Annotated in this window: 10 protein-coding genes, 2 tRNA genes and 1 pseudogene; 10 read left to right on the forward strand and 3 right to left on the reverse strand. The window is 62.5% G+C overall.

Annotation, left to right across the window (positions count from 1 at the left end; all coding sequences use genetic code 11):
- Positions 1 to 413: 413 nt before the first annotated feature.
- From tnpA to Q1X76_RS06410, 3 genes and pseudogenes are all read left to right on the forward strand, one after another.
- Positions 414 to 869, forward strand: a pseudogene (gene tnpA / locus Q1X76_RS06405) (IS200/IS605 family transposase).
- Between the two features lie 452 nt (positions 870 to 1,321).
- Positions 1,322 to 1,549: a helix-turn-helix transcriptional regulator gene (locus Q1X76_RS10105; RefSeq protein WP_366140992.1), complete on the forward strand. Its 228-nt coding sequence runs from the start codon at positions 1,322 to 1,324 to the stop codon at positions 1,547 to 1,549.
- Between the two features lie 137 nt (positions 1,550 to 1,686).
- Positions 1,687 to 2,823, forward strand: coding sequence for a site-specific integrase (locus tag Q1X76_RS06410; RefSeq protein WP_300718797.1), 1,137 nt, complete (start codon positions 1,687 to 1,689; stop codon positions 2,821 to 2,823).
- Positions 2,824 to 2,884: 61 nt separating this feature from the next.
- On the opposite strand, the gene Q1X76_RS06415 is transcribed toward Q1X76_RS06410, so the two are convergent.
- The 3 genes from Q1X76_RS06415 to pyk all read right to left on the reverse strand — a co-directional run bounded on the left by Q1X76_RS06415 (position 2,885) and on the right by pyk (position 4,709).
- Positions 2,885 to 2,961 (reverse strand) — tRNA-Glu (locus Q1X76_RS06415).
- A 17-nt stretch (positions 2,962 to 2,978) separates the two neighbouring features.
- Positions 2,979 to 3,053: transfer RNA gene (locus Q1X76_RS06420), tRNA-Gln, on the reverse strand.
- 237 nt (positions 3,054 to 3,290) lie between these two features.
- Entirely contained in the window at positions 3,291 to 4,709 is a 1,419-nt protein-coding gene (pyk, locus tag Q1X76_RS06425; protein ID WP_300718798.1) for a pyruvate kinase, read from the reverse strand.
- A 275-nt stretch (positions 4,710 to 4,984) separates the two neighbouring features.
- Here pyk and Q1X76_RS06430 point away from each other — a divergent pair, with 275 nt between their 5' ends.
- From Q1X76_RS06430 to mraY, 7 genes are read left to right on the forward strand one after another with little or no spacing between them, the layout of a single operon-like run.
- Positions 4,985 to 5,431 (forward strand): division/cell wall cluster transcriptional repressor MraZ, encoded by a 447-nt coding sequence (locus tag Q1X76_RS06430; protein ID WP_300718799.1) that lies wholly within the window; start codon positions 4,985 to 4,987, stop codon positions 5,429 to 5,431.
- Between the two features lie 50 nt (positions 5,432 to 5,481).
- Complete coding sequence (gene rsmH / locus Q1X76_RS06435; protein WP_300718822.1) at positions 5,482 to 6,444, forward strand: 16S rRNA (cytosine(1402)-N(4))-methyltransferase RsmH; 963 nt, start codon at positions 5,482 to 5,484, stop codon at positions 6,442 to 6,444.
- Positions 6,441 to 6,761 carry a hypothetical protein gene (locus tag Q1X76_RS06440; RefSeq protein ID WP_300718800.1) on the forward strand — a complete coding sequence of 107 codons (321 nt, stop codon included), beginning with the start codon at positions 6,441 to 6,443 and terminating at the stop codon, positions 6,759 to 6,761. The genes rsmH and Q1X76_RS06440 overlap by 4 nt, the downstream gene beginning before the upstream one ends.
- Before the next feature lie 27 nt (positions 6,762 to 6,788).
- Positions 6,789 to 8,921, forward strand: coding sequence for a penicillin-binding transpeptidase domain-containing protein (locus tag Q1X76_RS06445; protein ID WP_300718801.1), 2,133 nt, complete (start codon positions 6,789 to 6,791; stop codon positions 8,919 to 8,921).
- Between the two features lie 2 nt (positions 8,922 to 8,923).
- Positions 8,924 to 10,378, forward strand: coding sequence for a UDP-N-acetylmuramoyl-L-alanyl-D-glutamate--2,6-diaminopimelate ligase (locus Q1X76_RS06450; protein WP_300718802.1), 1,455 nt, complete (start codon positions 8,924 to 8,926; stop codon positions 10,376 to 10,378).
- The gene (gene murF / locus Q1X76_RS06455) at positions 10,369 to 11,799 is read left to right on the forward strand and encodes a UDP-N-acetylmuramoyl-tripeptide--D-alanyl-D-alanine ligase (RefSeq protein WP_300718803.1); all 1,431 of its coding nucleotides are present in this window, start codon (positions 10,369 to 10,371) and stop codon (positions 11,797 to 11,799) included. Before Q1X76_RS06450 ends, murF begins: the two co-directional genes overlap by 10 nt.
- The gene (mraY, locus tag Q1X76_RS06460) at positions 11,789 to 12,865 is read left to right on the forward strand and encodes a phospho-N-acetylmuramoyl-pentapeptide-transferase (RefSeq protein ID WP_300718804.1); all 1,077 of its coding nucleotides are present in this window, start codon (positions 11,789 to 11,791) and stop codon (positions 12,863 to 12,865) included. The genes murF and mraY overlap by 11 nt, the downstream gene beginning before the upstream one ends.
- Positions 12,866 to 12,897: the final 32 nt, after the last annotated feature.

Genomic DNA, 12,897 nt, shown 5'->3' on the forward strand with positions numbered 1-12,897 from the left:
CTATCCTGCCGCCCGCATCCTCCGCATGAGCTACCCGAAGCACAAGGAACAAACTTACGCCCCTCAGGTGGAAAAGGTGGTGCAGGGCTTCCGGCTCTACGACTAGATTGAGACTGGCACCTTCTCTGTGAAGAACGAGGGGCAGGGCAGGAGACTTTCACTGCGTCCACTTTTCTGCACATGTTATTCCATCATGAGGAGTTAGCTTGACATGGCCTAATTTTTGTCGGGCAGCGACGTTGCCGCTGCCCGACACTTTTTATGTGCTTTAGCCTGTTGAGCGCCTGACAGGCGCGAAACAAAAAACCACCTGTTATGCGGGGGAGACAATATGTTATACGCACAAAAACACCTTTCCGCTACGATGAAGTTGTTCAAGCCCATCGCAACATTAACGGAAAGGTGTTTTTGTTATGGGAACCAAGGCGCATAGCCTAGCGCATACGAAATGGTTATGCAAGTATCATATCGTCTTTACTCCAAAATAGAGAAGGAAAATAATCTTCGCACAGCTCCGTGAAAGTATAAAAGAAATTTTGCAATGCCTCTGCAAATATAAAGGGGTTGAGATTCTGGAAGGGCATCTGATGCCGGATCATGTCCACATGCTGGTGTCCATTCCTCCTAAAATCAGTGTGGCAAATTTCATGGACTACCTGAAAGGGAAAAGTTCGTTGATAATATTCGATAAGCACGCAAACCTTAAATATAAGTTTGGCAACAGAAAATTTTGGGCCGAAGGATATTATGTCAGTACGGTGGGGCTTAATGAGGCAACGATCAAAAAATATATCCAGGATCAGGAACGTCACGACATTATGAGAGACAAGCTGACATCACGCGAATATCAAGACCCCTTTAAGGGGTAGCCAAGGCGGCAAGGGCACTGGGCTTGAACAGCGTGAAAGCCAGCGTCTTTAGGCGCAGCCGGTAACAGGCCCTTACAGGGCCAGAGCAAACCACCCACTTTGCGGATGGTTCTGAGTGAAGTCTTTGACTCCCAAAAAATTCTTTTTCTATAAAAAATGGCCACTGCCCAAGACTTCCAGAGTGTGATATGCAAGCGATATTCTTTACCGTTTTTCAAAATTCCTGGAGGTCAAGATGGAGACAGTACGTTTGAGTAGACAGCACCAACAAATTTTAAAAATGCTCCGTGATGGCAAGTCGCTCAAAAAAAATAAGTAGCCGCCTTGGCATAAAAATCGGTACGCTTTATCAGCATCTGGCAGAGATTCGTAAAAGGATGTCTCATAACTCCTCCGTGAAAGCCCTGTCTTCGTGTACGAATACGGTTTGTCAACAGACTGTACTTTCGGATATGGGGTTTACTCAAAGGGGAAAAGAAGTTTTTCTGCTAATTCTTGATGGATTCAGTAACAGAGAAATCGCTGTGCAGCTTTCCATTTCTCCAAGCGGTGTAAAACGGCATAGAGAAAAAATGCTTTTACAAAACGGATGTACATCAATGATGGAGCTTGTCGCAAAATATATCCGCCTTTGCGAGCTTCATAATGGATCGAATCATGAGACGCTATTCCCCCGATGACTTCCTGACCCTGAAACAGCTTGCCAGAATACTGAAACTTGACCCTCGCACAGTGAAGAGGGTAGCCTCTCAGCTCGGCGGCAGGCGCATGGGACAGTGCTGGCATTTCAACTGGGGAGCAGTGTTGGAGTATTTCCATGCCGACATTGAGACCAGACAAGGGAGGCCGCTGGCTGGCCCGCGTAGTGCTGGGTGGGAAACAGATTGCTTGCAAAATGTTCCCTCCCGGAAAAAAATTCGGACCACAATGGCGGGCCGCAAAAAAATGGGAAGAAGAACAGCTCGTAAAGGCTCTTCAAGAAGAGAAGACCCGCACGGACTTGGAACTGCTTATGACTTGGGGGAATGATTATCTCTCCTATGCCCAGCAAACGATGAGCCGTCAGACCTATGTGGAAAAACAGCTTGTCATGCGGGAGTTTCTCGATTTCTGCGGTAAGGCCGGAATTACTGCCCTGGATGAAATTAGCTCCTCGCGGGCATATCGTTTCTTGGCCCGGATTTATGCTGCGAGAGGGGGGAATGTCGCCAACAAATATCGCAAGAATCTGTTGGCAGCATGGACGTGGGGCCTTGACTTCGTAGAGGATTTCCCGCAAATAACCGCTCCGTTCAGGAAGATCCCTCCATTTGCTGTTTCGCGTAGGGAACGCTATGTTCCTCCAGAAGAAGACATCATCAAGGTATTGCATCAGGCCAGAGGGCAGGATTTGATCATGCTGCTGACCTTGTTCTATACCGGAGCGCGTCGCGGAGAAGTCTTTCGTCTGACATGGCAGGACGTGAACCTGACAGAAGGGAAAATCCGTCTTCTGGATCACAAGGCCGGAAGTGGCAAGGAAAGAGTTCGCTGGCTGAAGCTCCACCCAGAGCTGATTACGGCCCTGTCGTGGTGGTATGATACCCGGCCTTGCAAGGTCGAAAATGTCTTCATGCAGTTGCAGTGCGACTCTCACCTTGGACAACCCTTTCGACAGCGCAGGCATTTTATGCGTGAATTGTGCGAAAGGGCGGGCGTCAGACCGTTCGGCTTTCATGCTATCCGACACAAGAGCGCGGCCATTGCCTTTATGGAGCTGGGCCTGAATGCGGCCCAGATACTGATGGGACATTACCGGGCATCAACGACTGACCGGTATACAAAAAGCGCCGGGCTGTACACGGATCAGGAAGAGATCGTGACAGCGCTTGGCGACAGTGGGATTGGCCAGGTTGTGGGTGACCTTCTGAAAAAGGAAATCCCTCAAGAAGGGCGAGTTCTTGAGGGATTGTAACCCTGGGCTTGTAACCCTGAAAGCTCAGATATAAAAACAGGCTGTAACCTGTTGAAATCTTTGGCGTCCCCAAGGGGATTTGAACCCCTGTCGACGGCGTGAAAGGCCGTTGTCCTGGGCCGGCTAGACGATGGGGACGCGCTATGAAGTTGTGATGGCTGGGCTGCAAGGACTCGAACCTTGATTAGCGGAGCCAGAATCCGCCGTCCTGCCAATTGAACGACAGCCCATCGCGAAGATGGAACTTACGCAAGGCAGCGGGAAGGCAGCCTGGATGGCAGGTCTGCGCCCGCTTCTTCGGTGCTGGCTGTCCGCGTCAGGGATGGTGGGGGGACGGCCGGCGGAGGCGGGGAAATCTGCGGCCTTGCGGGAGCCTGCCAGCTGTCGCCGACGGTTCGCGGGGCCGCGTGCAGGCAAAAGGCCGCCCCAGGGGGCGGCCTTCAGCGGGCAGGGGAGGCTGGCGGGCCCTACTTCCAGTAGAGCTTCACCAGATTGGTGCCACGCGGGGTGGCCGAGGAACCCTTGAGCTGGCCGGCCGTGATGACGGCGCATTCGTTGGGCTTGAAGTCCGGGCTGTGGTGGATGAAGTTCTCGGCGCGGCTCAGGTGGCTGGGGTCGCTGGCCGGGTCGGCGACGAAGACCGGATGCACACCCCAGACGAAGTTCAGGGCCTTGATGGTCGTGGGGTCGGGCGTCAGGGCGTAGATGTCCTGGGGAGGACGGCAGCTGGAGACCTGACGGGCCGAAGCGCCGCTGAGGCTGTGCGAGACGATGGCCTTGGCATGGGCCTTTTCGGCCAGCAGGCAGGCGGAGTAGGCCAGGAATTCGGGGATGCCCTTGTTGGCGGAAGGTTCCTCCAGTTTGCGGTCGTTGACCAGCAGGCGTTCGGCCTCGTCGGTGATCTTGCGCATATACTGCACGGTCTCCACCGGGAAGTTGCCCATGGCCGTCTCCTCGGAGAGCATCACGCAGTCGGCGCCGTCCAGCACGGCATTGGCCACGTCCGTGGTCTCGGCGCGGGTGGGCGCGGGGCTGTTGACCATGGAGAGCAGCATCTGCGTGGCCACGATGACCGGCTTGGAAATGGCGTTGCAGGCACGGATGATGCGCTTCTGCAGGGCGGGCAGCAGGGGTAGGGGGCATTCCACGCCCAGGTCGCCGCGCGCCACCATGATGACGTCGGTCTCCTTCAGGATCTCGCCCAGGTTGTCCACGGCGCTCTGGCGTTCCAGCTTGACCACCACCGGCACGCGACGGCCCGAGGCGGCGATCAGTTCCTTGGCTTCACGCACATCGTCTGCCGTCTGCACATAGGAGATGGCCACGGCATCCACGCCCAGGGCCAGGCCGTCGCGCAGGTCTTTTTTGTCCTTGTCTGTCAGGGCGCGGACCTTGGTGGCCTTGCCGGGCAGGGCCAGGCCCTTGCGCGAGGTCACAAGGCCGCTGTTGTTGGCTTCCAGCAGGACAAGACCGTCGGGGCGGCTTTGCTGCACGGTGAACTGCAGGCCGCCGTCGGCCAGCACCATACGGTCGCCGGGTTCCAGGCTCTCCAGGATCTCGGGATGGTCGAAGGGCAGGAAGGGCAGCTCGTCCGTGCGCTGGCTGGAAAGCCCCAGCAAAAGCTGCATGCCCTTGGTGACCTGGATGGTCTTTTCCTGCACCACGCCCAGACGGATCTTGGGACCGGAAAGGTCCTGCATGATGGTGATGGGCTTGGCCAGTTCCTTTTCCACTTCGCGGATGTCATTGATGATGCGGATGAAATCGTCCGCCGAACCGTGGGAGAAGTTCAGGCGGAAGACGCTGACGCCCGCCTCGGCGAGCTGGCGCAGCTTTTCCCTGGAATTGGACGCAGGGCCGATGGTCGCGACGATCTTTGTTCTCATATGTGTGTCCTTGGATGATGCCCGCGGGGGAGCGCGGGCTTTCTTTTTTATGATGTTGACCGGGGGAACTATCCGGGCTTTCCAGCGGGTTGTCAAGCGCTAGGACAGCCTGCCGCCCCGGCGGCGGTGGCCGGGATGACGCCGGCGCCGCACCGGGGGACGCGCGCGGAACGGCATCAGATGGTCACGGCCCCGCCGCATTCCCTTGACACAGGGGGAAAGGGTGGGGCATAAGTGGGAAAACGTGGTAAATCGTGGGCGACAGGTGGAAGGGCATGGCAAACCTGTTTATCCAGAGCGCATATCGCAATCTTGACACCAAGGGCCGTCTGCTGCTGCCGCCGGAGTACCGAGAAGCTCTGCAGGCCGCGGGAGACGGGTCTTTCTGGCTGACCATCGGGCTGTACGGGGGCCTCAAGGCCTATATGCCCACGGACTGGGAAGCCATCGTCGCCAAGCTGAACAGCGTCCCCCTCCCTTCCATGAAGCTTTCCCACGTCAAAACGAAACTGCTGGGCCTTGCGCAGAAGATGATCCCCGACGCGCAGGGCCGCATACGCATCCCTCAGCCCCTGATGCGGGCCGCAGGCCTGGAAAAGGATGTGGTCCTGGTGGGGATGTCGGACAAATTCGAGATCTGGGATCAGGCCCGCTTCGACGCCCTGCTGGTGGAAGACGTCAGCGATGAAGTGGCGGCCTGCCAGCTGGATATAGCGCTTTAGAGGTACCCATGACCATGCAGCAGCAGGGACAGGAACGAGATGCGGCGGCCCTGCATATCCCTGTCCTGATGAAAGAGACCCTCGCGGCCCTGCAGCCTGTGCTGGACGCCAGAAGGGACCGTCCCGTGCGTATCCTGGACGGCACCCTGGGCATGGCCGGACACAGCTCGGCCATATTGCAGGCGGCCCCGCAGGCCGAGCTCTGCGCCCTGGATCGGGACGAGGAGGCCCTGGAGTTGGCCCGGCGCCGTCTGGAGCCCTTCGGGGAGCGTGTCCACACGTTCCATTGCCGCTACAGCCAGTTCGGGGAAGCCCTGGACTCCCTGGGCTGGGACAGGGTGGATGCCGCGCTGCTGGACATCGGCGTCTCTTCCCTGCAGCTGGACGAGGCCGGGCGCGGCTTCAGTTTTTACGGGGACGGGCCCTTGGACATGCGCATGGACCAGCATTCCGGTGCCCCCTCGGCCTGGCACTGGGTCAACCGCGAGAATTTCGACCGCCTCAAGGAATGCATCGCCACCCTGGGCGAAGAACCGCAGGCCGGACGCATCGCCCGGGCCATCGTGGATGCCCGCCAGAAAAGCCCCATCGATACCACCGCCCAGCTGGCGGCCCTGGTGGAAAAGGCCTATCCGCCCGCGTGGCGCGCCAAGGCCCGCCGCCATCCCGCCACGCGCACCTTCCAGGCCCTGCGCATGGCCGTCAATGACGAGCTGGGCGAACTGCGCCGCTTCCTGGATGCCATCCTCGGGCGGCTTTCCCTGGGCGGTCGTCTGGCCGTGATCTCCTTCCATTCCCTGGAAGACCGCATGGTCAAGCAGGCCATGCGCTACTGGGCGGAGGGCTGCCGCTGCCCGCGCCATGTGCCGGTCTGCGTCTGCCACCATGTGCCGGAGGTCAGGATCCTCTGCAAAAAGCCCGTACAGGCCGAGGAGGACGAACTGGCGCTCAATCCCCGGGCCAGCAGCGCCAAACTGCGCGCTGTGGAAAAGATAGCCGAGGCGGTTTCATGAAGAAGCTGTCTGTGGGGCTGCCGTTCCGCGGCCAGGGCAGGGTGCAGACCAGGAGCTGGCTGCTCCTGCTGGCTGTGGGCCTGCTGACCTGCATGACCATGTGCCTGATCCTGGTCTGGAGCAATATCGAGCGCATCGATACCACCTATTTCATCAATATTGCCCAGAACAAGCTGCAGGAACGCAAGGCCTTGCGCGCCAAACTGGAAGTGGAGCGGGAGCGCCTTCTCTCCCCGTACGAGCTGCGCCGCAAGGCGGAGGAGCTCGGCATGAAAGAGCCCAGGCCGGGGCAGGTCCGGCGTATGGAAGATCAGTAGCCGGCAGGCATCACAAGCGGGGGACGCATGTTCAAATTCTCATCCGATACCGGGGACCGCAAAGGCCGTCCGGCCCGTGGCGCGGCGCGTAGCGTCCGCAGCGGGGCACGGCGCGTTTCGGTCGCGCCCAAGAACAGGGGGCTGACCTGGAAGGACCGGGTGGACTGGGGCAAAGCCCGCATCGGTCTGGTCGTGGTCATCTTCTGCGGCCTGTGGCTGGGCCTGTGGGGACGCGCCTGGTACCTGCAGATGATCGAAGGCCCCCGTCTGGCCGACAAGGCCCGCCGCCAGCACATGGCCACGGAACTGGTCACCGGCAAGCGCGGCATGATCACGGACCGCAACGGACAGGTGCTGGCCCGCAGCGTGGAGGCCCGCTCCGTGTACGCGCGTCCGCAGGAGGTCCAGGATTTCCTGACCATGGCCAACACTCTGGGGCCCATCCTCGGCATCGAGCCCCAGAAGCTCTATGACGAGCTCTCCAAGACCAAACGCCGTTTCGTCTGGCTGCGCCGCAAGGTGGACGACTATACCGCCGAGGCGGTGCGCAAGGCCGCTTTGCCCGGCATCGGCCTTTCCAAGGAATATGACCGCGTCTATCCCTTCAAGCATCTGGCCGGGCAGCTGCTCGGCTTCGTGGGTATGGACGACAAGGGCCTGGAGGGTCTGGAGCGCTCGCTGGACGAACGTCTGGCCGGGACGCCCACGCGCATGGTGGTGCAGCGTGACGCCATGGGCCGCCGCTTCTACCTGCATGAGGAAGGCAAGGACGAACTCAAGGGCGAGGACCTGACGCTGACCCTGGACGTGCAGCTGCAGTTCATCGCCGAAGAGGCCGTGGCCCGCGTGGCCCGCGATTTCGACGCCCGCTGGAGCGGTGCCCTGGTGGTGGACGTGCCCAGCGGCGACATCCTGGCCTGGGCGCAGTATCCCTTCTTCAATCCCAACACCTATCGCCAGTCCAGCCCCATGATCTACCGCAACAGGCTGGCCTCCGACGCCCTGGAGCCGGGCTCCACCTTCAAGCCCTTCGTCATGGCTACGGCCCTGCAGGAGCGCAAGGTCAACCGCAATACGGCCATCGACTGCGAGAACGGCAAGTGGGAGATCAAGCGCGTGACCATCCGCGACACCTCGCGCCAGGGGGTCCTGCCCGCCCACAAGGTGCTGCGCTATTCGTCCAATATCGGCATGGCCAAGATCGGTCTGGAGCTGGGCGCACCCACGCTCTACAAGTACCTGCACGGCCTGGGCTTCGGCGAGAGCACCAGCGTGCCCGTGGCCGACAGCCGCGGCATCCTGCGCCAGCCCCGCTCCTGGAGCGAGGCCGACCTCATGTCCACGGCCTTTGGACAGAGCGTCTCCGTCACGGCCGTACAGATGGCCCAGGGCTACCTGACCCTGCTCAACAACGGCGTCTACAAGCCGCTGCGCCTGCTGAACGAGCCGGTCAACGTGGAACAGCGTTACGAACGCATCTTTTCCGAGCGCGTCTGCCGCGAGGTCATGGGCATGATGCGCGACGTGGTGGAAGAAAAGGACGGCACCGGCAAACGCGCCCGCATCGAGGGCGTGGAGGTGGCCGGCAAAACAGGGACGGCCCAGAAGGCCGACCACAAGGCCGGTTCCTACGGCGCCAAGCGCCTGGCCTCTTTCGTGGGCTTTTTGCCCGCCGACGATCCCCGTTACCTGATCGTGGTCTTGGTGGACGAACCCACCAAGAACCAGTACGGGGGCGTGGTGGCCGCGCCCGTCTTCCGCGAGATTGCCTCGCGCGCCATCACCTACAGCGGGGCCATCGTGCCCGATGCGGCGGCGCTGGCGCAAAAGGAGGAGGCGAAACAGGAGAAAAGCAAGGGACATCAGCGCGGTCTCAAGCTTTCGCGGCTGGATGTGCCCTTCCTGGCCAGGGAAGAGGTCCAGACCGGCCGGCCGCCGTCCATGCATCAGCCCGGCCATCTGGCGCGGGCATCCAGCCGTGTGCCGGACGTCAAGGGCAAGACCGTGCGCAATGCCGTGGAACTCTTTGCCCGGGCAGGTATCGTTCCGGAGCTCAAGGGGAGCGGCACGCGTGTGGTCAGGCAGAGCCCGCCGCCGGGCACGGCCTGGCCCAAGGAAGGGGAAAACGTCACCTATGTTCTGTGGCTCTCGGAGAGGTAACCGTGAATCGCGAATTTGATCAGTTGCTCGATACAGTGCGCCGTGAGGGGGGGGAGATACGCTCCGACTCGCGCGAAGTCGGCAAAGGGGACATCTTTGTGGCCGTCCCCGGCGTCAATGCCGACGGCGCCCGTTTCATCCCGCCGGCCGTGGAGGCCGGAGCTTCCACCATCATCTGCCTGCCCGGCGGGGCCGAAGCCGAGGCCGCCCGCAGCGCGGGCCGCACGGTGATCTTCCATGACGACCCGCGCGAGGCCCTGTGGCGTCTTGCCGAGGCCCGCTGGCATACCGACAGCCTGCCCCTGCGCGTGCTGGGCGTCACCGGCACCAACGGCAAGACCACCAGCGCCTACCTGCTGGAACATCTGTTCACGGCCACCGGCCACAAGGTGGGCGTCATGGGCACGGTCAGCTACCGCTGGCCCGGCCATTGCGAGGCCGCGCCCCTGACCACGCCCGATCCGCTGCGCGTGCACGCCATGCTGGCGGCCATGGCGCAGGCCGGGGTGGACATCGCCGTCATGGAGGTCTCCTCCCACGCCCTGGAGCAGCAGCGCGTCTGCGGGGTGCCCTTTGCCGGAGCCTCCTTCAGCAATCTGACCCAGGACCATCTGGATTTCCACCAGGACATGGAAAGCTATTTCCGGGCCAAGTCGCGCCTGTTCCTGGAGCTGCCCCGCGCCGACAAGGTCATGGCCATCAATGCCGATGACGCCTGGGGCCGCCGCCTGCTGGAGCTGTGCCCGCGCGCCCTGTCCTTCGGCCTGCACAAGGCCCTGCCGCAGCAGCGCCACCTCTGGGGCGAACTGCTGGCCGCCGGTACCGACGGCTGCCATCTGCGCATGCATCTGGACGGCCAGCAGTGGGAGCTGCACTCACCGCTGGTGGGGGCCTTCAATGCATCCAACCTGCTTTCCGTGCAGGCACTGGCGCTGGAGCTGGGCCTGTCGCCGGACGATCTGCGCCATCTGGAGGGCTTCCACGGTGTCTGCGGCCGGCTGGAGCGGGTGCCCAATGCCCGCAAGTTGCATGTTTTCGTGGATTACGCGCATACGCCGGACGCGCTGGTCAATGTCCTGCAGGCCCTGCGCGGCGCGGGATTCAAGCGCATCGTCACGGTCTTCGGCTGCGGCGGCAACCGCGACCGCACCAAACGCCCGCTCATGGGCGAGGCCGTGGCCCGCCATGCGGACGTGGCCGTGCTGACATCGGACAACCCCCGTTTCGAGGATCCGGAAGCCATCTTGAAAGACGTGCTGCCCGGCCTGCGCGAAGCCAGGGAGGTCGTGGTGGAGGTGGACCGGCGCAAGGCCACGGCCAGGGCCGTGGAAATGCTCGGCCCTGACGACGCCCTGCTGATCGCCGGCAAGGGCCATGAGGACTATCAGATCATTCAGGGCACCAAACATCACTACAGTGATCAGGAAGTGGTGCGGGAGCTGTTGGGGTGCGCCTAGATCTTGCTGAAATCGTTGGTTGCCTGGGCTGCGCCCGGGACGTGGCCGTTGCTGCAGGCAGCGTGGCGGTCACGTCGGTGGTCACGGACAGCCGTGAGGCCGGGCCGGGCAGTCTGTTCGTCTGTATCGCCGGCGAGCGCGTGGACGGCCACGACTATGCCGTCCGGGCCGTGGAGCAGGGCGCGGTGGCCGTGCTGGCCGCGCGTCCGCTGCCGGAGCTTTCCGTCCCGGTGCTGGTGGTGCCGGACACGGTGCGCGCCCTGGGCGCGGTGGCCGCGCTCTGGCGGGGCAAGTCCCCGGCGCGGGTGGTGGGCATCACCGGTTCCGCGGGCAAGACCACGGTCAAGGAACTGCTGGCCCATATCCTGTCGCGGCACGGCAAGACGGCCTGCAATGCCCTCAATCTCAACAATCAGGTGGGCATGCCGCTGTGCATGCTCAAGGCCGACGGCGACGAGGACTTCTGGGTCTTCGAGGCCGGCATCAGCCGCGAGGGCGACATGGACGAGCTGGGCGCCATCCTGCGGCCCGACCTGGCCCTGATCCTCAATGTGGGCGCCGCCCATACCGAAGGCCTGGGCGAGCGTGGCGTGGCCTGGCACAAATCCCGTCTGCTGGCCCATCTGGCGCCGGAAGGCCAGGCCCTGGTGAGCGCCGACTACGACGATCTGGTGCGCGAGGCGCGGGCCGTGTTCGGAGACGTGCTGTTCTTCACGGCCAGCGGGCGCCCGCTGTCCTACCGCGCCGCCTATGCGGGCTGCAGCGACGGCGTGCACGGGCAGTACCGCCTGTGGCTCGACGGCAAGCCCTGCGACGTGGTGGCGCCGTTCCGCGGGGACTACGGCACGGAGAACTGCATCGCCGTGGCTGCTGCGGCCCACATGCTGGGCCTCTCGGCCGGGGAGATAGCCGCCGGTTTCGCCGACGCGCAGCTGCCGCCGCAGCGCTTCGCCCGCAGCCGCTGGGGCAGCTGGGACATCGTGGACGACACCTACAACGCCAATCCTCTTTCCATGGCCCGCATGCTCGACGCCGCGGCGGAGAGCGCCCAGAAGCGTCCCTTCGTGGCGGTGCTGGGCGAGATGCGCGAGCTGGGCAGCGTGGCGGATCGCGAACACGAGCGCCTGGGCAGGCATCTGGCCCGGCTGCGTCCCTTCATGGTCTTCTGGCGCGGCGGTCATGCCGAGGCCGTGCGTGACGGTCTGGAACACGGCCTGTATCCGGGCAGGTTCCAGCCGGTGGATTCCGGGGAGGCCTTCGTGCAGGCCTTGCGCCGATGCGTCCCCGCCGATGCCGGAGAGCAGGGCGGGCTCATGCTTTTCAAGGGCTCGCGCGGCAACCATCTGGAAGAACTGCTCGATGCCCTGAAACAGAGCGACTGGCTGCCCGGCAGCCGCACGGAGGGCCCGCATGCTGTATAACCTGCTGGTACCGCTGTCTTCCGAGTGGACGGCCTTCAACGTTTTCCGCTACATCACCTTCCGTTCCGTGGCCGCGCTGGTCACGGCCCTGGTGCTGTCCATCCTGCTGGGGCCCCGCTTCATCGCCTGGCTGCGCCGCCTAAAATGCGGGCAGCACATCCTGCAGGAAGTGACCACGCACGCCTGCAAGGAAGGCACGCCCACCATGGGCGGCCTGCTGATGCTCTTCAGCCTGACCGTCAGCCTGCTGCTCTGGGGTGATCTGGGCAATTTCTACATCTGGCAGACCCTGCTGGTGTTCTGGGGCTTCGCGGCCGTGGGCTTCTGGGACGACATGACCAAACTGCGCCATGCCGAGAACCGCGGCATCAGCGGCCGGGCCAAGCTGGCGGGCCAGGTGGCCGTGGCGGCGGTGGCCATGCTCTTTCTGGTCATGGATCCCGGCTATTCCAGCCAGTTGAGCATCCCCTTCGTCAAAGACTGGGCGCCCGACCTGGGCCCCCTGTACCTGCCGTTCGGCGTTTTCGTGATGGTGGCTTCGTCCAATGCCGTCAACCTGACCGACGGCCTGGACGGTCTTGCCATCGGCCCCTGCATCGTGGCCGGCATCGTCTTCGCCATCTTCATCTATGTGACGGGCCATGCTCGTTTCGCCAGTTACCTGCTGCTGCCCTATACGCCCGGCGTGGGCGAGGTCACGGTCTTTTGCGCGGCCCTGGTGGGGGCCGGTCTGGGCTTCTTGTGGTTTAACGCCTACCCGGCCCAGGTCTTCATGGGCGATGTGGGTTCGCTGGGCCTGGGCGGCGTGCTGGGCTATCTGGCCCTGCTCTGCAAGCAGGAACTGATCCTGGCCGTGGTGGGCGGCCTGTTCGTGGCCGAGACGCTGTCCGTCATCATGCAGGTGAGCTATTTCCGCTGGACAGGCGGCAAACGCCTGTTCCGTATGGCCCCCCTGCATCACCATTTCGAACTCAAGGGCATCCCGGAATCGAAGATCATCATCCGTTTCTGGATCACCTCAGCATTGCTGGGCCTGGTGGCCCTGTCGGTGCTGAAACTGCGTTAGCATGGCGGGCTGCCGGCCGTCCGGCCCAAGTC

Source organism: uncultured Desulfovibrio sp., assembly GCF_949282365.1.
GTDB lineage: Bacteria > Desulfobacterota > Desulfovibrionia > Desulfovibrionales > Desulfovibrionaceae > Desulfovibrio.